At 72.2% G+C, this 19,926-nt stretch carries 13 protein-coding genes and 2 pseudogenes; 13 read left to right on the top strand and 2 right to left on the bottom strand.

The window, feature by feature from the left end:
• Nucleotides 1–245: 245 nt before the first annotated feature.
• The 5 genes and pseudogenes from ABZS71_RS17260 (at nt 246) to ABZS71_RS17240 (ending at nt 7,558) form a co-directional block, all read left to right on the top strand.
• Nucleotides 246–509: a WhiB family transcriptional regulator gene (locus ABZS71_RS17260; protein ID WP_004952403.1), complete on the top strand. Its 264-nt coding sequence runs from the start codon at nt 246–248 to the stop codon at nt 507–509.
• Nucleotides 510–692: 183 nt separating this feature from the next.
• On the top strand, nt 693–4,649 hold the full coding sequence (locus ABZS71_RS17255) for a glycosyltransferase (RefSeq protein ID WP_356210905.1): 3,957 nt from the start codon (nt 693–695) through the stop codon (nt 4,647–4,649).
• Nucleotides 4,646–6,187 (top strand): DUF5719 family protein, encoded by a 1,542-nt coding sequence (locus ABZS71_RS17250; RefSeq protein WP_356210903.1) that lies wholly within the window; start codon nt 4,646–4,648, stop codon nt 6,185–6,187. The genes ABZS71_RS17255 and ABZS71_RS17250 overlap by 4 nt, the downstream gene beginning before the upstream one ends.
• Before the next feature lie 175 nt (nt 6,188–6,362).
• A pseudogene (locus ABZS71_RS17245) lies at nt 6,363–6,611 on the top strand (transposase); the annotation flags it as partial.
• A gap of 185 nt (nt 6,612–6,796) precedes the next feature.
• Nucleotides 6,797–7,558, top strand: a complete 762-nt coding sequence (locus tag ABZS71_RS17240) for a MerR family transcriptional regulator (RefSeq protein WP_355859662.1) — start codon at nt 6,797–6,799, stop codon at nt 7,556–7,558.
• A 199-nt stretch (nt 7,559–7,757) separates the two neighbouring features.
• On the opposite strand, the gene ABZS71_RS17235 is transcribed toward ABZS71_RS17240, so the two are convergent.
• Nucleotides 7,758–8,180 (bottom strand): metallopeptidase family protein, encoded by a 423-nt coding sequence (locus tag ABZS71_RS17235; RefSeq protein ID WP_355859649.1) that lies wholly within the window; start codon nt 8,178–8,180, stop codon nt 7,758–7,760.
• Nucleotides 8,181–8,521: 341 nt separating this feature from the next.
• On the opposite strand from ABZS71_RS17235, the gene ABZS71_RS17230 reads away from it, so the two are divergent.
• The 7 genes and pseudogenes from ABZS71_RS17230 (at nt 8,522) to ABZS71_RS17200 (ending at nt 15,789) form a co-directional block, all read left to right on the top strand.
• Complete coding sequence (locus tag ABZS71_RS17230; protein WP_355859647.1) at nt 8,522–8,977, top strand: DUF3499 domain-containing protein; 456 nt, start codon at nt 8,522–8,524, stop codon at nt 8,975–8,977.
• A gap of 325 nt (nt 8,978–9,302) precedes the next feature.
• Nucleotides 9,303–9,470: pseudogene (locus tag ABZS71_RS17225) on the top strand (L-lactate permease); the annotation flags it as partial.
• Between the two features lie 103 nt (nt 9,471–9,573).
• Nucleotides 9,574–10,938 carry a phosphomannomutase/phosphoglucomutase gene (locus ABZS71_RS17220; RefSeq protein ID WP_356210899.1) on the top strand — a complete coding sequence of 455 codons (1,365 nt, stop codon included), beginning with the start codon at nt 9,574–9,576 and terminating at the stop codon, nt 10,936–10,938.
• Nucleotides 10,939–11,921: 983 nt separating this feature from the next.
• Nucleotides 11,922–12,104: a Trm112 family protein gene (locus ABZS71_RS17215; RefSeq protein WP_355859643.1), complete on the top strand. Its 183-nt coding sequence runs from the start codon at nt 11,922–11,924 to the stop codon at nt 12,102–12,104.
• An 80-nt stretch (nt 12,105–12,184) separates the two neighbouring features.
• On the top strand, nt 12,185–13,492 hold the full coding sequence (locus ABZS71_RS17210) for an SIS domain-containing protein (protein ID WP_356210897.1): 1,308 nt from the start codon (nt 12,185–12,187) through the stop codon (nt 13,490–13,492).
• A gap of 59 nt (nt 13,493–13,551) precedes the next feature.
• Nucleotides 13,552–14,757 (top strand): mannose-6-phosphate isomerase, class I, encoded by a 1,206-nt coding sequence (manA, locus tag ABZS71_RS17205; RefSeq protein WP_356210895.1) that lies wholly within the window; start codon nt 13,552–13,554, stop codon nt 14,755–14,757.
• Nucleotides 14,758–14,862: 105 nt separating this feature from the next.
• Complete coding sequence (locus ABZS71_RS17200; RefSeq protein ID WP_356210893.1) at nt 14,863–15,789, top strand: cation diffusion facilitator family transporter; 927 nt, start codon at nt 14,863–14,865, stop codon at nt 15,787–15,789.
• Nucleotides 15,790–15,871: 82 nt separating this feature from the next.
• Here ABZS71_RS17200 and ABZS71_RS17195 read toward each other — a convergent pair whose 3' ends face one another.
• Complete coding sequence (locus ABZS71_RS17195; RefSeq protein ID WP_356210891.1) at nt 15,872–17,986, bottom strand: fructose-specific PTS transporter subunit EIIC; 2,115 nt, start codon at nt 17,984–17,986, stop codon at nt 15,872–15,874.
• Nucleotides 17,987–18,379: 393 nt separating this feature from the next.
• On the opposite strand from ABZS71_RS17195, the gene ahcY reads away from it, so the two are divergent.
• Entirely contained in the window at nt 18,380–19,837 is a 1,458-nt protein-coding gene (gene ahcY / locus ABZS71_RS17190) for an adenosylhomocysteinase (protein WP_356210888.1), read from the top strand.
• Nucleotides 19,838–19,926 lie beyond the last annotated feature (89 nt).

Raw genomic sequence — 19,926 nt, 5'->3', positions numbered from 1 at the left:
GCGCTCATGGCGTCCTCTTCGATGAGGAAGAGAAGGGGCCGGGTGTGGCGGACGGGGAAGGTGTCTCGTTTAGGCCGATTTGAACACTTACCGCGCAGCCTTGGTTCCGCAGAGTGAATAAGAGGCCCAATAGCAGATCTCGGCTTGACTGGCCCGGATCGGCGCACTTGTAATTTCACTCGTGTCGTTCTGCCGACGCACCGACGGCACAGGCACGGGGACGCAAAGACAGACGAGGGGCGCACATGACCGAGTTGTTCCAGCAACTGCTGGTCGAAGAGGCGGACGAGGAGCTCGGTTGGCAGGAGCGCGCGCTGTGCGCCCAGACCGATCCCGAATCGTTCTTCCCGGAGAAGGGGGGATCCACGCGTGAGGCGAAGAAGGTCTGCCTCGCCTGTGAGGTCCGCTCCGAGTGCCTCGAGTACGCCCTCGCCAATGACGAACGCTTCGGCATCTGGGGCGGTCTGTCGGAGCGCGAGCGCCGCAGGCTGAAGAAGGCCGCCGTCTGACATATCCACACAGCTCACGGCAGAGCGAGTCACCGCGACCGGTCCGCCTCCCGCGCCCTTGGCGACGGGAGGCGGACCGGCCGCGTACGCAGCCGTTAGTGTGGGGGCCCGTCCGAGACGTACCAACGCCCCCGTGGGGCGCGCGCGTCCACCGCAGTCCAGCGAACCGGGGCCCGTACCTCGATGTCCGTGCACAGCCACCCGGCGGCCCAATATCCGGCCGCCACCGCCGCGTTTGCCCAGGCTCAGCCAGCCGCGTCCGCTCCCCCGGACCCGCCGGAGTACCCGCGCCATGTCGTGACCGCCGTGCTGGTCGCCCACGACGGCGCCCGCTGGCTGCCGGACGCGCTGTCCGGTCTGCTCGGCCAGGAGCGCCCCGTCCAAAACGTCATCGCCGCCGACACCGGCAGCGCCGATGACTCCGCCCGGCTGCTCACCGAGGCCCTCGGCGAGGAGCGAGTGCTGCACCTGGCGCGCCGCAGCGGCTTCGGTACAGCCGTCGCCGAGGCGGTCCGCACCGCCCCGGCGCTGGGCCCCGAGGAGCTCACGTACCTCAAACGCCCCAGCGGCTGGGACCCCGTCAACCGCACCTGGCGCGATGACGCCTACGACATGCCGGAGCTTCCGTACGGCGAGCCGATCCAGTGGCTGTGGCTGCTGCACGACGACTGCGCGCCCGCACCGGACGCGCTCGCCGAACTCCTGCGGGTCGCCGACGCCGAGCTGACCGCCAATCGCCAGGCCGCGATCATCGGCCCCAAGCTGCGCGGCTGGTACGACGGCAGGCAGCTGCTCGAGGTCGGCGTCAGCATCGCCCGCAGCGGCCGCCGCTGGACCGGGCTGGAGCGGCGCGAACAGGACCAGGGCCAGCACGACCAGGTGCGGCCGGTGCTGTCGGTGTCGAGCGCCGGCATGCTGGTGCGCCGCGATGTGTGGGAGCAGCTGGGCGGCTTCGACCCGAAGCTGCCCCTGATGCGTGACGACGTCGATCTGTGCTGGCGAGCCCAGGCGTCCGGCCATCAGGTGCTGGTCGCGCCGGACGCCGTACTACGGCATGCGGAGGCGTCCGCGCGCGAGCGGCGGCCCATCGACTGCGTGGGGCGCTCGGTCGCCAACCCGCACCGCGTCGACAAGGCCGGTGCCGCCTATACCCTGCTGGTCAACGCCCGGGGCGCCCTGCTGCTGTATGTGATGCTGCGGCTCGTGTTCGGCACGCTGCTGCGCACCCTCGCCTATCTGGTGGGCAAGGTGCCGGGGCAGGCGCTGGACGAGGTCGCGGGGCTGTTCGGCACGCTGCTGCGGCCCGAGCGGATCCTCGCCGCGCGCAAGCGCAGAGGCCGTCCCGCGGTGGAGGCGAGCGAACTGCGCCCGCTCTTCCCGCCGCCCGGTGCGACCGTAAGGGCGACGGCGGAGCAGATCGCCAGCAATATCGGCGGCCGTTCGGAGCCCGAGCTGTCCTCCGGCGGGCGCCATGGAGCGGTGGAGTCCGGGCCCGGCGACGACGACGCCGACTTCCTGGAGGTCGAGCAGTTCGCCCGGCTCAAGCGGATCGCGCGCAAGCCGGGGCCGATGCTCTTCGCCGTACTGCTGCTGGTCTCGCTGGTCGCCTGCCGGGATCTGCTCGGCAGCGGCGCACTGGCGGGCGGCGATCTGCTGCCCGCGCCCGCCGACGTCTCCGGCCTGTGGGCGAGCTATGCGAACGGCTGGCATCCGGTCGGCACCGGCGGAACGCAGACCGCGCCGCCCTATCTCGCCGCCCTCGCCGCGCTGTCGACGGTCTTCCTGGGCTCCACGGGCTTCACCCTGACCCTGCTGCTGGTCTGCTCGGTGCCGCTGGCCGGGTTCATCGCGTACTTCGCCTCCCGGCCACTGGTCGAGTCCCGGCTGCTGCGTGCCTGGGGGAGCGTCGCGTACGCCTTCCTGCCGGCGGCGACCGGCGCGCTCGCGGGCGGACGTCTTGGCACCGCCGTGCTCGCCGTACTACTGCCGCTGATGGCACGCGCGGCAGCGGCTGCCGGGGGCTTCAGGGCCGACGGGAGCAGGAGGCTCCCGGGCTGGCGCGCGGCGTGGGCGTATGCGCTGCTGCTGACGTTCACCATGGCCTTCACGCCGGTCGTCTGGCCGATCGCGCTCGTCCTGGGCGTCGGCGTGCTCGCGCTGCGCTTCAGGGAGAGCGGCACCGAGCAGCTGGCGGGGTACGGAGTGCGGTTCCTGATCGCGCTCGTCACCCCGGTGGTGGTCCTCGCCCCCTGGTCGCTCGGCCTCCTCACCGACCCCGCCCGCTTCCTCAAGGAGGCCGGGCTCGACAAGGGCACCGGCTCCGCGTCCGCCCTGGACCTGCTCGCGCTCAGCCCCGGCGGCCCCAAGGGCGGCGGCACGCTGCTGCTGCTCGGCTTCGTCCTGGCCGCGCTCGCCGCCCTGATGCGCGGCGAGCGTCAGCTGGTGGTCCGTACGGCCTGGGTCGTGGCGCTCACCGGCTTCCTCTTCGCGGCGCTCGCGGGCGGCTCCGGCTGGGCCGGGCCGGCGACCCTCGTCTACGGCCTGGCGCTGCTGACCGCCGCCCTGGTCGGCGCCGAGGACGCGCGCGAACGCGTGGCGACGCAGAGCTTCGGCTGGCGCCAGCCGGTCGCGCTGCTCATCGCCCTCGCCGCGGCCGCGGCCCCGCTGTACGCCGCCGTCAGCTGGATGGTGAGCGGGGCGGACGGGCCGGTCGAGCGGCGCGACCCCTCGCAGGTCCCGGCGTTCGTGGCGGCGGAGAGCGCCACGGAGGACCAGGCCCGCACGCTGGTGCTCGGCGGCGGCAGCAGCGGTGCCCGCGCCGACTACGCCCTGGTGCGCGGCTCCGGCGCCCGGCTCGGCGACGGCGAACTCGCGGCGGCGGGCGGCGACGACACCCGGCTCGACGACGTGGTGGCGAATCTGATCGCGGGCTCCGGCGCCGACCAGACCGGTCAGCTCGGCGGCTACGCGGTGCGCTATGTGTACGTGCAGAAGGGCGCGCCGCGCGAGATGGAGCGCGTGCTGAACGCGACGCCGGGTCTCACCCAGCTCAGCCGTGAGCACGGCGGGGTGCTGTGGCGGGTCGACCAGCGGGTCTCGCGGGTCTCGATCGTCCCGGCGGCGTCCGGGGCTGGCTCGGCGGGTGCCACGGCCAAGCCGGTGCATGTGGCGGCCGGTCCCGTCGAGGCGCACACCACCGTCCCGGACGGGGCGGCGGGGCGCGTGCTGCGGATCGCCGACAGGTCCGCCCCCGACTGGCAGGCCACGCTCGACGGCAAGCCGCTGAAGGCGACGACGGTCGACGGCTGGGCGCAGGGCTTCGAACTCCCGGCCTCCGGCGGCCGTTTGGACCTCACCTACGAGACGCCGATGACGCACACCGCGTGGGTGTGGGCGCAGGGGCTGCTCGCGGTCGTCCTGCTGGTGCTCGCGCTGCCGGGGCGCCGCCGCCATGTCGACGACGATCTGCCGGACGCGGAGGTCACCGCCGCCGCGGCCGTCACCGCCGAGGATCTGGCGGGCGACGGACGCCGGGCGCGGCGGCTGCGGGCCGCCGCCGAGGCACAGGGCGCGCAGGCCGAGGCCGACGCCGGGCAGGCGCCGGACGCGGGTGCGGACATGGACCCGGACGCGGGCGGTATGGCCGCGGGCGTCCCCGCGCCGCCGGCCGAGCCGCCCATGGTGGCGGACCCGTACGCCGACCAGACGGCCGGATTGGATCCGTACGCGGCGGTGCCGCATCAGCATCAGTACGGGCAACAGTGGGACGCGCAGACGTACGCCGACGCCGGATACGGCCAGTACCCGGGCGGCCCGTATCAGGGAGAGCAGTACCAGGATCAGGGAGAGCAGTACCAGGGCGGGGAGTACGCGGGCCACTACCCCGGCGGGCAGTATCCGGCCGGTGACTACCAGGGCGGCTATCAGGGCGCCGGCTATCCGGCCCCGTACCAGGACGGCCAGGACGGCCAGGACGGCCAGTACCCGGCGGACCCGTACGCGGGCGGCCAGTACGCCGATCCGTACGGCTACGACCAGCAGCGGCCCTACGCCGACGGCACGTACCCCCCGCAGGGCGACACGACGTACGACGGCACCGACCCCGAGGACCGCCGCGACGGGAGCGAGCAGCAGCGATGAACCGCACCACCCTGTCCCTGATCGGCGCCGCGACGGCGCTGGCCGCCGTCACCGGCGTGGCGTCCCTCACCGGGGGTTCGCCGGACGACGCGGGCCCGGCGACGAAGGCGGCCACCCGGCTGCCCGTCCAGCGCTCCACGCTGCTGTGCCCGGCACCGTCCTCCTCAGAGGTGAGCAGCACCACCTACACCGCCTACACCCCCAAGCGGGCGGGCGCGGGCGGCAAGAGCGGGACCGCCGAACTCCTGCCCGCGCAGAGCCCTCCTGACGAGGTATCGGCGCCGGACGCCGGGTCCGGCGGCAAGAAGGGCGGCCAGGCGTCGCAGGGCGACGACAAGCCCGTCCTGCCCCTCAAGGCGCCCGGAAAGCCCGTCACGACCGACACGGACCGCTCGGACGCCCCCGCGCTCATCGGCACCGCCGACGGCCCTCTCGCGCCCGGCTGGGCCGTCCAGCAGACCACCAGGATCGACGCGGGCAGCGGACGCGGCCTCCTCGGCACCGCGTGCACGGCGCCCGACACCGACTTCTGGTTCCCCGGCGCCAGTACCGACCAGGACCGCCAGGACTTCGTCCATCTGACCAACCCGGACGACAGCGCGGCCGAGGTGGACCTCAAGCTGTACGGCCCGAGCGGCCGGCTCAAGTCCGCGACCGACGAGTCGATCACGGTCCCGGCCCGTTCCACCGTCCCCGTGCTGCTCTCCACCCTCACCGATCAGCGGGTCGCCAATGTCTCGCTCCATGTGACGGCCCGCACCGGCCGGGTCGGCGCGGCGGTCCAGGCCGTCGACCAGAAGCTCGGCAGCGACTGGCTGCCCGCCTCCGCCGCACCCTCGACCAGCGTCGCGCTCCCCGGTATCCCGGCCGACGCGACCTCGGCGCGCCTGGTCGTCTTCGCTCCCGGCTCCAACGACGCGGACCTCAAGGTGCGGCTCGCCGGGCCGACCAGCTCCATCACCCCGGCCGGACATGAGTCGCTGCACATCAAGAGCGGGATGACGACCGCGATAGACCTCGGCGACGTGACCAAGGGCGAACCGGGTTCGCTGCTGCTCACCCCCGAGGGCGGCGAGGGCGCGGCCACGCCCGTGGTGGCGGCACTACGGGTCACCCGGGGCGAGGGGAGCGACCAGGAGACGGCCTTCATCCCCGCCACCGGCCGGATCGACCGCAGCGCCACCGCGGCCGACAACCGCGCCAAGGGTTCGACGCTCTCCCTCGTGGCGCCGGGCGCGACCGCGAAGGTGCGGGTCACCGCCTCGGCGGGCAGCGACGGCGGGAGCCCCGTCAGCAAGACCTATGAGGTCAAGGGCGGCACCAGCATGGCCATGCCACCGCCGCGCCCGGCCTCGGGCAAGGGCCAGTACGCGGTGACGGTCGAGCGGCTCTCGGGCGGCCCGGTGCACGCCTCCCGGATGCTGGCGCTGCCGCAGGGCGGGATCCCGATGTTCACCATCCAGCCGCTGCCGGACGACCGGGGCACGGTCGTGGTCCCCGAGGCGGACCAGGAGCTGTCCCTGCTCAACGACGACTAGGTGTCCTGCGGGCCCTTCTGGCCAATGCCGATGCGGAGGGACGGATCGACTGGTCCATGGTCGGTGTGGATTCGACCGTCTGCCGTGCTCACCAGCATGCGGCTGGTGCCCGCAAGCGTTCCCCGCGAGTCCCAGGCAAGCGGAGGCGCCCCGCGTGGCACCGCCCAATGAGGCCCTGGGGCGTTCCCGGGGCGGGCTGACGACGAAGATTCACCTGACCAGTGAGGGCGGTCGCCGCCCGCTGGCCCTGTTGGTCACGCCGGGCCAGTGGGGTGACGGCCCGCAGATGATCCCCGTTCTGGAACGGTTGCGTGTGCCCAGACTGACCGGCGGGCGTCCGCGTACCCGTCCCGACTGCCTGAGCGCCGACAAGGCGTATTCGTCGCGTCGTAACCGCCGTTACCTGCGGCGGCGTCAGGTCCGTCACCGCCGCAGCGGTGCGTCTGTGGCTGCGAGCGCAAGTCACCGGACACCGCTGTAATGGTTCACGGAATGTAATCAAGTGGGGCGCGATCCGGACGCCGGTTCCGGCTTGCGGTTTCCGCTGCGTCAACTCCTACGGTCGTCGGTGTGGCCGGAGAGACCGGCCTGGCGATGGGAGGCACGGCAATGGCCTGGTCGATCGCGGATGTGGCCCGGATGTCCGGGGTGACGTCCCGGACGCTGCGGCATTACGACGAGATCGGTCTGCTGCCGCCTGCGTGGATCGGAAGTAACGGGCACCGCTGCTACGAGGAGGCAGATCTGCTGCGGCTGCAGCAGATCCTGCTGATGCGGGAGCTGGATCTGGGACTGCGCGAGATCCAGGCGGTTCTGGACAGCCAGGTCGATCAGGTGACTGTGCTGCGCGAGCACCACCGGCGGCTACTCAGGGAGCGTGACCGGCTGGAGACGCTGGTGCGCACGGTCGGGCGGACCATCGCCGAACTGGAGGAAGGCAAGGACAACAACGACATGGCAAAGATCAACAGGCCGGAGAACCTGTTCGAGGGATTCGAGCCCTCCTCCGCCGAGGCCGAGGTGCGCGAGCGGTGGCCGAAGGCGTGGGAGCAGTCCCGGCAGGCCATCGAGACGATGACCGCCGAGGACCAGGAGCAGTGGCAGCGTGAGGTGACGGCACAGATGATCCGTATTGCGGAGTTCATGGTGGCCGGCACGCCGGTTCCCGATCCTGCGGTGCAGGCCGAAGTGGACGCCCACTACCAGGGCGTCTGCCGGTTCTGGACCCCGAACGCGGCCGCGTACAAGGGACTGGGCCAGACCTACGTCGACGACCCGCAGATCCGTGCGAACTACGACAAGATCGCCGACGGGCTGGCCGTCTACCAGCGCGACGCGATGGTCGTCTACGCCGATGCCCGGCTGAGCTGACTGACGGCTCACACTGCCGGGGGGCTGCAGACCCCCGGCGACAAGCAACTCTCCGCCGTGCTCAGAACACTCGACCCACCGGACAGGCTCCAGCCCCGCGCCTCCGCGCCCCGAGCCCCCGGGCGTCCGATGGGTCTGTCCTCATCGCCGGGCGGGCTGGACCATCCAGCCCGTCCGGCGCAGGCGTACCCGGGGTGCTCTATTCCTGGCCGTACCGCGGGTCCACGGACTCCGGGGCCAGCCCCAGCAGCTCCGCGACCTGCTCGACCACGACCTCGTGCACCAGCATCGCCCGCTCGTCCCGGTTCTTCGCCCGGATTTCCACCGGGCGCCGGTAGATCACGATCCGGTCCGGCGCCTCCCCGCGGGCCGCGATGAAGCGCCCGAGCGGTACGGACTCGCCGTCCCATCCGTCCGGCCCGCCGTGTGCGTCCGGGCCGGTGCCCGCGCCGGGGCCGCCGCCGAGATCCGACGTCGGCACCTCGAGCACGGTGAAGTCGACCCCCGACAGCTGGGGCCAGCGTCTTTCCAGCCGCTCGGCGGAGTCCTGGACCAGATCCACGAAGGACTCCGCACGACTGATCGACAGCGGAACCTGGGGTGGCGCGATCGGGCCGCGCATACCTCGTCCGTGCCGATCGCGACGACGGGGGCGCGGTTCGGACTGGTGGGGTGGTACGGGCCTGGTCATCACTCACGAGGGTAGCCGTCGACCGGCCACCGCCACGCGCTTACCGGACAGCCGTGGTCGATGTCGCCAAATGAACATTCCGGCCACCCTTACGTTCATAAACGGATGTCTCTTGAGCCGCTTCCCTGGCCCAGGATGACGCCTCTCGGTTCGACTGCTGACCGAAATCGCCATCGGCGCTTTTCGCCCGTCCGGAAGTCCGCGCTGGTCAGCGGGGAAGTTCACGTATCGGGTACACGGGGCGAACCGGGACGACACGGCGGAGTGAGCTGGTGGAGAGTCGTCGCGGCCCGCTCAAGAGTGCGGTACCGTCCAACGTCGTGAGCCCTGTACGTCGCTGTTCGCGCACCGCCTGCGGCCGCCCCGCCGTCGCGACGCTGACGTACGTCTATGCGGACTCGACCGCCGTTCTCGGGCCGCTCGCCACCTACGCCGAGCCGCACTGCTACGACCTGTGTTCGGAACACTCGGAGCGGCTGACCGCCCCGCGTGGCTGGGACGTCGTCCGGCTCGCCATCGACACCGGCCCGGCCCGGCCCAGCAGCGACGATCTGGAAGCGCTTGCCAACGCGGTGCGCGAGGCCGCCCGTCCGCAGGAGCGCGCGGCCGGGGCGGCGGGCGGAGCAGGGGGCCCGGGATCCGGCGCGGGGCAGAGCGGCCGGGAGGCCGACCCCCGGGAGGTTGCCCGCCGCGGCCATCTGCGCGTCCTGCGCTCGCCCGACTCCTGACGCACTTTGCCGGCCCCCCTTTTTTTGGGGCTCGGTTCGCCTCCGGGGCGCTCCAGCCACTGTCGACGGTCGACCGTGCTCGACCCCTCGTTCCTCGGGGCCTCCGCGCGCTCTCCCTTTCGACAGCGGCGCGCCCCTTCGGCTCGCCCCCAGCTACCGCTGGGAGGTGCCCCCAGCCGGTGGTCCCACTTGAGGCTCGACGGCATTGCGCCCCTTGGCTCACTCGCCGGGTCGACGGAGGCTCGCCGGCGGCGCGCCCCTTCAGCTCGCCCCCAGCTACCGCTGGGAGGTGCCCCCAGCCTCTGATCACTTGCTGACAGGGCACAAGATGATCTCCCCGTGGAACCTCACGACCGCCTGCGGGGCGGTGGGCCTCAAGGGGCGCGAGGGGGACTTGTTGCGCAAGGTGCTGCCATGGAGCCTCGCCCTGTTGCTGGTGAGGTGTCTCATCGTCGTCGCGCAGTCGTCCTTCCTGCTCGGCTGGATGCTGCCGCGAAGCGTGCCGCGCGACGGGCCTCACAGTTCCCGCCCACGTCCTGCGGGTAGGTTCTGAGGTCCGTAGAGACCTCTACCAGGACCTCCAGAAGGGGTTGGCTGTGCCCGACTTGTCGCAGATCGTGAAGGCGTACGACGTGCGCGGTGTGGTCCCGGATCAGTGGGACGAGCCACTCTCCGAGCTGTTCGGCGCCGCCTTCGCCCGGGCGACCGGCGCGGACGCGATCGTCGTCGGCCATGACATGCGCCCCTCCTCCCCCAGTCTGTCCGGGGCCTTCGCACGCGGGGCGGCCTCGCTCGGCGTCGATGTGACCGAGATCGGACTCTGCTCGACCGATCAGCTCTACTTCGCCAGCGGACATCTCGGTCTGCCCGGCGCGATGTTCACCGCCAGCCACAACCCCGCGCAGTACAACGGCATCAAGATGTGCCGCGCGGGCGCCGCCCCCGTCGGCCAGGACACCGGGCTGGCCGAGATCCGCGCCCTGGTCGAGGAGTGGGCCGAATCCGGCGCGCCCGAGCCCGCGGCCGACCCCGGCACCATCACCCAGCGGGAAACCCTCGACGACTACGCCGCCCATCTGCGCTCGCTCGTCGACCTGACCGACATCCGGCCCCTCAAGGTCGTCGTGGACGCGGGCAACGGCATGGGCGGCCACACCGTCCCCACCGTCTTCGAGGGGCTCCCCCTGGAGCTGGACGCCCTCTTCTTCGAGCTGGACGGCACCTTCCCCAACCACGAGGCCAACCCGCTCGACCCCAAGAACATCGTCGACCTCCAGGCCCGGGTCCGGGAGATCGGCGCCGACATCGGGCTCGCCTTCGACGGCGACGCCGACCGCTGCTTCGTCGTCGATGAGCGCGGCGAGCCGGTGACCCCGTCCGCCATCACCGCCCTGGTCGCCGCACGCGAGCTGGCCAAGCACCCGGGCGGCACGGTCATCCACAACTGCATCACCTCGTGGTCCGTCCCTGAGGTCGTCAAGGAGAACGGCGGCACCCCCGTCCGCACCCGGGTGGGCCACTCCTTCATCAAGGCCGAGATGGCCCACACCGGCGCGATCTTCGGCGGCGAGCACTCCGCGCACTACTACTTCCGCGACTTCTGGAACGCCGACACCGGCATGCTGGCCGCCCTGCACGTCCTGGCCGCGCTCGGCGGCCAGGACGGCCCGCTGTCGCAGCTGGTCGCGCAGTACGACCGGTACGCCGCCTCCGGCGAGATCAACAGCACCGTCGACGACCAGACCGGGCGCATGGAGGCCGTCAAGGCGGCGTACGAGGGCCGTAAGGACGAGGGCATCGCGCTGGACGAGCTGGACGGCCTGACGGTCACCAGCGCCGACTGGTGGTTCAACCTCCGCCCCTCCAACACCGAGCCGCTGCTCCGCCTGAACGTGGAGGCGCGCGACCCCGAGACGGTGGCCAAGGTCCGCGACGAGGCCCTCGCCATCGTCCGCGCCTGACCCTTACGCGGCGCGCGGCGCTGCTTCGCGGTCCGGGGGCTCCGCCCCCGGACCCTGGCCCGTCGGCCGTCTGAGCAGCGAAGCCCGGGCCGCAGCCGCGGACCCGACCTCGTCAGGTGTTGGGGCGTTGGGCCCCGGGGCTGGTCCCACACCCGGCCCCTTGTGCGTTTGCGCTGCGGGGGTCCGGGGGTGCAGCTCCCCGGGTCGGGTCCGGGGCGGGCCCCGGACACGCGGCCCTTCCGGCGTTTGAGGTGCGGGAGTGCGAGGGTGCAGCCCTCGGATCGGGTCCGTGCGGGGCCCTACACCCGGCCTCAACCCACCGCAGGTGCCCGGCTTGCCCCCGCAGCCCCGAGCCCGGCCCCGTCGGGTGTGGGGGAGCGGGGTCCGGGGCCGCAGCCCCAAATCCAGCCTCTCCGGCGTTTGAGGTGCGGGGGTCCGGGGGTGCGGTGGTGCAGCCCCCCCGGGTCGGGTCCGGGGCGGGCCCCGGACACCCGGCCCTTCCGGCGTTTGATGTGCGGGGGTGCGAGGGTGCAGCCTTCGGATCGGGTCCGTGCGGGGCCCTACACCCGGCCTCGACCCACCGCAGGTGTCCGGCTTGCCCCCGCAGCCCTGAGCCTGGCCCCGTCGGGTGTGGGGGAGCGGGGTCCGGGGCCGCAGCCCCAAATCCAGCCTCTCCGGCGTTTGAGGAGCGGGGGTGCGGGGGCGGAGCCCCCGAAACGGGGTCCGGGGCGGAGTCCCGGCGGGGGCTGGGGCGGAGCCCCAGGGGCGGGGGAGCACCCGATGGCACCCGACCACCCGCACAGGCACCGGCACCCAGCGCACCGGCACCCAGCGCACCGGCACCCAGCGCACCGGCACCCGGCGCACCGACCACCCAGCGCACCGACCACCCGGCGGAGCCACCGGCGCCGCCCCCGCCCCCGGCGGTACGCTGACCACGCCGGAGTCGTATCCGGTTGGACCCATACCCGAAGGGACACCCCATGCCGCTCGAAGCCGGTCTTCTGGAGATCCTCGCCTGCCCGGCGTGCCACGCCCCGCTGCGCGAGGAGCAGGCCGCGGAGACCCCCGAGCTGGTGTGCACGGGCGAGGGGTGCGGCCTCGCGTACCCCGTCCGGGACGGCATCCCGGTGCTGCTCGTCGATGAGGCGCGCCGCCCCGCCTGACCGGCGGCCCGACGGCGCCCAGTCCCCGCGCAGCCCTCGCGCGAACCGCCCCACCACGGCGAATCGGAGGCCGAAGCACCATGCTCGACGAATCCCTCCTCGACGCCCCTGAGGCCCTGGCCCGCGCGGACACCCGCGGGCTGCTTCGCGGGGCCGCGGAATCCGGTGCCCGGGTCCGTACCGCCGCCCGGCACGCAGCCGAGGCGGGTATAGCCGACCTCAAGCCGGACGGGCGGCCGCGCGCCGTACTGGTCGCGGGCCCGGGGGCGGCCGGAAGCTGCACCGCGGACCTGCTCGGCGCGCTCGGCGGCGGCAACTGCCCGGTCAGCCTGATCCCGCCCACGGGCGTCGCACCCGCGCCGGGCGCGCTGCGCTGGGCGCTGCCCGGTTGGGCGGGCCCGCTGGACCTGCTGGTCATCGTGACGCCGGACGGTACGGAGCCGGGCCTTCCGCTCCTGGCCGAGCAGGCGTACCGCCGGGGCTGCGCGATCGTCGCGGTCGCCCCGGGGAACTCGCCGCTGACCGACGCGGTCGCACAGGTGCGCGGTCTGCTGGTTCCGCTGGCCACGGCCCCGGACGAAGCGGGGCCGTACGGCACAGGGCCGCACACCGCCCACCCGTACACCCCCCCTCGGCACACACCCGGCGAAGGCGCCCTCCAGGACACCGCCGCCGAGGGCGCCCTGGACGAGCCCTCCGCCCTCCATGACGCCCCGTCCGTCCCGCAGCACATCGAGCCGCCGGGCACCGCGCCCGACGAGGTGACCGGCCCCGCCCTGCCCGGCACGGTCTGGGCCCTGCTCACCCCGCTGCTGATGCTCGTCGACCGGATCGGCCTGGTCTCCGCGCCGCCCACCGCGCTGCAGCAGGTGGCCGACCGGCTCGACCAGGTAGCCGAGCGCTGTGGCCCGGCCATCGCCACCTACACCAACCCCGCCAAGACGCTCGCGGCCGAGCTCGCCGGGGCGCTTCCGCTGCTGTGGACCGAGGGGCCGGTCGCGGCGGCGGTCGGACGGCGCTTCGCGGGGCTGCTCGCGGCGCTCGCCGGGCGTCCCGCGCTGGCCTCCGAGCTCCCCGGGGCGCTGGCCGCGCACGGCTCGCTGCTTACGGGGGCGTTCGCGGGCGGGGCGGACCCCGATGACTTCTTCCGCGACCGGGTGGAGGAGCCCGAGGCGCTACGGGCCCGGATCGTGCTGCTCCACGAGGAGCCGGTGGGCTCCGTCTCGGCCGTGCCGACCGCCCGGGAGCTGGCGCTCGCCCATGACACGGCGTTCAGCGAGCTCGAACCGGCCGAGGGCAGCAGCTCCCTGGAGGGCGCGGCGGAGCTTCTCGCCATCACGGATTTCGCCGCCGTTTACCTGGCGCTCGCTTCGGCGGATAGAACTTGAGCCCGTGAACCGCAGACGCTCGTTCGTCTCTTCGTCCGTACAGTCAGGAACCGCACCGCATGGACCGCCTCGTCAACACCGTGCGCCCCTACGCCTGGGGCTCCACCACCGCTATCCCCGAGCTGCTGGGTGTCCGGCCGACCGGTGAGCCGCAGGCCGAGATGTGGATGGGGGCGCACCCCGGGGCGCCGTCCCGGGTGGACCGGGGCGAGGGCGCCGTCGCGCTCTCCGAGGTGATCGCCGCCGACCCCGAGCGCGAGCTCGGCCCAGGGGCCGTACGGCACTTCGGGCCGCGGCTGCCGTTCCTGCTGAAGGTGCTGGCCGCCGCCTCGCCGCTGTCGCTCCAGGTGCATCCGGACCTGGACCAGGCGAAGGAGGGCTTCGCGGACGAGGAGGGGCGCGGCGTTCCGGCGGACGCCCCGCACCGCAACTACAAGGACGCCAACCACAAGCCCGAGCTGATATGCGCGCTCACGCCCTTCGACGGGCTGTGCGGCTTCCGCGACCCGGGCGAGGCCGCCGCGCTGCTGGCCGCCCTGGAGGTCGACTCGCTCAAGCCGTACGTCGACATCCTGCACGCGCACCCGGAGTCGCACGCGCTGCGCGAGGTGCTGACCGCGGTACTGACGGCCGACCCCGAGGCCATGGCCGAGACCGTGCATCAGGCCGCTGCCGCCGCCGAGCGGCTCAGCGCACTCGACGGCCCGCACGCCCCGGCATACGCGGCATACGCCTCCATCGCGCGGCACTACCCGGGCGACCCCGGGGTGATCGCGGCGATGCTGCTCAACTTCGTACGGCTGCAGCCCGGTGAGGCGCTCTATCTGGGCGCCGGCGTCCCGCACGCCTACCTCGACGGGCTGGGTGTCGAGATCATGGCCAACTCCGACAATGTGCTGCGCTGCGGTCTGACCCCCAAGCATGTCGACGTCCCCGAACTGCTGCGCGTCGTGCGCTTCGAGGCCGACGCGCCCGCCGTACTACGGCCGGAGGCGGACTCCTCCGGGGAGGAGCTCTACGCCACCCCGATCGATGAGTTCCGGCTCTCGCGGTACGTCCTGGCCCAGGGCGCCGAGCCGCGCCCGCTGCCCGCCGCCACCCCGCAGATCCTGCTGTGCGCCTCGGGCACGGTCACGCTGCGCGGCGCCGGGGACGACGGCGGGGAACTGCGGCTGGCGTGCGGGGAGTCGGCCTTCGTCCCGGCGGGCGAGGGTGCCGCGCTGACGGGCGAGGGCACGGTGTTCCGGGCCACATTGGTGGCCTGAGGTACGGCCTGTGCGAGGGGCTGGAACGGGGCTGGAACAATGGCCCGCCGTGCGCAGTAAAGCACAAGCAAAGCTGCCAGAAAGCGGAAGGGACATTCGGCACATATGAGTGCATCAGGCGGAACCAAGGCGATCGTTGCCGCGCTGGGCGCGAACCTGGCCATCGCCGTAGCCAAGTTCGTGGCGTTCGCCTTCAGCGGCTCGTCGTCGATGCTCGCCGAAGGCGTGCACTCGATTGCCGACTCCGGCAACCAGGGACTGCTGCTGCTCGGCGGCAAGAAGGCCAAGCGCGAGGCGACCCCCGAGCATCCCTTCGGCTACGGCCGTGAGCGCTATATCTACGGCTTCCTCGTCTCCATCGTGCTGTTCACCATCGGTGGCGTCTTCGCGCTGTACGAGGGCTACGAGAAGATCAAGCACCCGCATGAGCTGGAGCACTGGTACTGGCCGGTGGGTGTGCTCATCTTCGCGATCATCGCCGAGGGCTTCTCCTTCCGTACGGCCATCAGGGAGTCCAACGAGATCCGCGCCGAGCTGACCTGGGCGCAGTTCGTCCGCCGGGCCAAGGCCCCCGAGCTGCCCGTCGTCCTCCTGGAGGACTTCGGCGCGCTGGTCGGTCTGGTGCTGGCGCTCGGCGGCGTCGGCATGGCGCTGCTGACCGGCGACGGCGTCTGGGACGGCATCGGCACCATCTGCATCGGCGCCCTGCTGGTGCTGATCGCGCTGGTCCTCGCGGCGGAGACGAAGTCGCTGCTGCTGGGCGAGGCGGCCGATGTCGACCAGGTCGCCAAGATCCGTGAGGCGATCGTGGACGGTGAGACGGTCACCGACCTGATCCATATGCGGACGCTCCACCTCGGCCCCGAGGAGCTGCTGGTCGCCGCCAAGATCGCGGTGCAGCACGATGACGCGGCGGCGGAGGTCGCCCGCGCGATCGACGCGGCGGAGGCGCGGATCCGCGAGGCGGTGCCGATCGCCCGGGTGATCTATCTGGAGCCGGACATCCTCCGGACGTCCTCCTCCTCCGCCTGACACGAAGCCGGCGTCGGCCTTCATGACCACACACGGATCATGAAGGCCGACGCCGTTTCGCCACCGCCCGGCTACCGCGGGGCTACTGGATCTCGCCGAGCACCCGCAGGATCGCCGCCGTGTCCGGAGCGCTCAGCAGGCGCTCCCGGAACTCGGCGGCCATCAGCGTGCGCGACAGCAGCGCCAGGATCCGCAGATGCTCATCGCCCGCGGCGGCCTCCGGCACCGAGATCATGAAGATCAGCCGCGCCTTGGTCCCGTCCGGCGCGCCCCACTCGATGCCCTCGGGGGAGCGTGCGAAGCCGACGACCGGCGCGGTCACCGCGTCCGTCTTGGCGTGCGGGATCGCGATCTCCTCGCCCAGCCCGGTGGTGCCCTGGGCCTCCCGGGCGAACGCCGTCCGCACCAGCTCCGCCACATCCGTGACCTTGCCGGTGGTGGCCAGCAGCTCGGCCATCTCGCGGATCGCGGCGTCCTTGTCGTCCGCCGCCAGCCGCTCCGTGACGGTCTGCTCGGTGAGATAGCCGGACAGCACCTCGTCCGCCCCGGGCGCGGACTCGGGTGCGGCCTGGGGCGCGGCCTCCGCCTGGGCAGGGGCCGTACGGGCAGGGGCCGTGGCCTCCGTAGTACGGCTCGCACCGCCCGTACCGCCGCCGCTCGCCACTCCCGCCGGCACCGGCTCCGGCACCGGCTCCGGCACCGCCACGGGCACCTCGGCGGCCGCTCCGGCCTCCGCCGGGGCCTCGCCGCCGCCACTGCCGACCGACATCAGCGCGACCGTCACCAGCCCGGTCACCGCCGTACCGACGAGCACGGCGACAAAGAACATCGGCACGCCGTTGATCGCCCCGAGCACCGCGACGATCGGCCCGCCGTGCGGCACGCTGTCCTCGACCGACGCGAGCCCGGCTATCGCACCGGCGACCGCGCCGCCGAGCATGTTCGCCGGGATGACCCGTGCCGGGCGCGCCGCGGCGAACGGAATCGCCCCCTCGGTGATGCCGAAGAAGCCCATGAAGAGCGCCGCGAGCCCGGTCTCCCGCTCCTGGTCGTCGAACATCCGGCGGCGGATGAGCGTGGCCAGCCCCTGGCCGAGCGGCGGAACCGGAATGGCCGCCGCGCACGCCCCCATGACCTCCGGGTTCTTGGACACCAGCCCGGCGCCGAAGAGAAACGCCGTCTTGTTGACCGGACCGCCCATGTCGAACGCGATCATCAGCCCGAGGACGATGCCGAGCAGCGCCGCACTGGTCCCGGTCAGCCCGCCGAGCCAGTCGGTGAGGTGCTCGAACACCCAGGAGATCGGCGCGCCGAGCACAGAGATGAAGAAGAGACCGAGCACCGAGGTCGCCACGATCGGGATCACGATGATCGGCATGATCGGCTGCACGAACGCGGGGACCTTGACCTTCTTGATCCCCAACACCAGATAGCCGGCGAGGAAGCCGGTGACGATCGCGCCGATGAACCCGGCGCCCGCCTCGCTGTCGTACAGCTCGCCATGGGCCGCGATCCAGCCGCCCACCATGCCGGGCACCAGCGCGGGCCGGTCGGCGATCGCGTAGGCGATATAGCCGGACAGCGCCGGGATCATCAGCTGGAAGCCGATGGCGCCGATGTCGTTGACCGTCTTCCAGAAGGAGTCGTCGGGGATGACGATTCCCTTGGACGTCGTATCGCCGCCCAGCGCGAGCGAGACCGCGATCAGCAGACCGCCGACCACGACGAACGGAATCATGTACGAGACGCCGTTCATGAGCGCCTTGTAGGTGACGCTGCGCCCCTTACCGCCGCCGGAAGCGGTCGCCGCTCCGCGGTCCGAGCCGCGGCCGTCGCCCCCGTACACCGGTGCGCTCCGCACCTGCTCGATCAGCCGCTCGGGGTGGTGGATGCCCTCGGCGACTCCGACGACAAGCACCTTCTTGCCGAGGAACCGGCTGCGGTCGACGTCCTTGTCGGCGGCGATGATGATGCCGTCGGCCTGCCTGACATCGTTGTCAGACAGTACATTCTCAGCCCCGATCGAGCCTTGCGTCTCCACCTTCATGCTGTGGCCGAGCGACGCCGCGGCCTGAGCCAGCTTCTCAGCGGCCATATAGGTGTGGGCGATGCCCGTCGGACAGGCGGTCACCGCGAGCAGCTTGAGCCCTGCTCCGCTGGCCCCCGCACCACCCGGGGGATCGGCTGGACTGGTCACGTGGTTCTCCTTCACAACGCGTTGAGCGGGCGCGGGAATGTGCAAGCGTCCCCGCGCTCGCGGCATCCTGCAATAGATGCGGACGGGATCAAAGCGCCCGGTTACACGGGCCGGCACACCCCTCGCCCCGCGATCGCGGCCGAAGAGACCCCCTCCGGGCTGGGGATCACTGCGCCGATCGGTGTAGATTCGTGACCGAGCCAGACGTCGCTGCTGATGGCGGTCGGGCGGTCCGTCCCGTGGACCGGCCGAGGGAGAGAGGGCCCCGGACGGACTGCGCAGTGCGAGGACGGGACAGGTGTGTCCGCTGGACGGCATGACCTGCCCCGCTTGCCTCGTATGCCCAGCCGAAACCACTCTCGCTCGCAACACGATCGATGAGGAGCAGCACCCATGACGACAGCCGTCTCCGGTCAGGACTTCAAGGTCGCCGACCTCTCCCTGGCTGCCTTCGGCCGCAAGGAGATCACCCTCGCCGAGCACGAGATGCCCGGCCTGATGGCGATCCGTAAGGAGTTCGCCGACTCCCAGCCGCTGGCCGGCGCCCGTATCACCGGCTCGCTGCACATGACGGTGCAGACCGCGGTTCTGATCGAGACCCTGGTCTCCCTCGGCGCCCAGGTCCGGTGGGCGTCCTGCAACATCTTCTCCACCCAGGACCACGCGGCCGCCGCGATCGCCGTCGGCCCGAACGGCACCCCGGAGAACCCGCAGGGCGTCCCGGTCTTCGCCTGGAAGGGCGAGACCCTGGAGGAGTACTGGTGGTGCACGGAGCAGGCGCTGACCTGGCCGGGCACCGCCACCGGCGGCCCCAACATGATCCTGGACGACGGTGGCGACGCCACCCTCCTCGTCCACAAGGGCGTCGAGTACGAGAAGGCCGGCGCCGCCCCTGACGTGGCCACCGCCGAGAACGACGAGCACCGCGTCATCCTTGAGCTGCTGAACCGCACCATCGCCGAGAACCCGCGCAAGTGGACGCAGCTCGCCTCGGAGATCCGCGGTGTCACCGAGGAGACCACCACCGGCGTCCACCGCCTCTACGAGATGCACCGGGACGGCTCGCTGCTCTTCCCGGCGATCAACGTCAACGACGCGGTGACGAAGTCGAAGTTCGACAACAAGTACGGCTGCCGCCACTCCCTGGTGGACGGCATCAACCGCGCCACCGACGTGCTGATCGGCGGCAAGGTCGCGGTCGTCTGCGGCTACGGCGACGTGGGCAAGGGCTGCGCCGAGTCGCTGCGCGGCCAGGGCGCCCGGGTCATCGTCACCGAGATCGACCCGATCTGCGCGCTCCAGGCGGCGATGGACGGCTACCAGGTCGCCACCCTGGACGACGTGGTGGAGACCGCCGACATCTTCATCACCACGACCGGCAACAAGGACATCATCATGGCCTCCGACATGGCCAGGATGAAGCACCAGGCAATCGTCGGGAACATCGGCCACTTCGACAATGAGATCGACATGGCCGGCCTCGCCGCCATCCCGGGCATCGTGAAGGACGAGGTCAAGCCGCAGGTCCACACCTGGACCTTCCCCGAAGGCAAGAAGATCATCGTGCTCTCCGAGGGCCGGCTGCTGAACCTGGGCAACGCCACCGGTCACCCCTCGTTCGTGATGTCCAACTCCTTCGCGAACCAGACCATCGCGCAGATCGAGCTCTTCACCAAGCCGGAGTCCTACCCGACGGACGTCTATGTGCTCCCCAAGCACCTGGACGAGAAGGTCGCCCGGCTGCACCTGGACGCCCTCGGCGTCAAGCTGACCACGCTCCGGCCGGAGCAGGCGGCATACATCGGCGTCCCGGTCGAGGGCCCGTACAAGCCCGACCACTACCGCTACTGACCGCACCGGCCGCCGACCCCACCGGTCGGCGGCCGGCCGGCCCCCGCCCGCGCCAGCGCTTTCCAGCTCGCCGGCTTCCCCCACGTCGT

Origin of the sequence: Streptomyces sp. NPDC005393 (assembly GCF_040606675.1) — a bacterium.
Taxonomy (GTDB): Bacteria; Actinomycetota; Actinomycetes; order Streptomycetales; family Streptomycetaceae; genus Streptomyces.
Note: the sequence above shows the minus strand (reverse complement) of the source record. Positions and strands in the feature narration are given on the sequence as shown.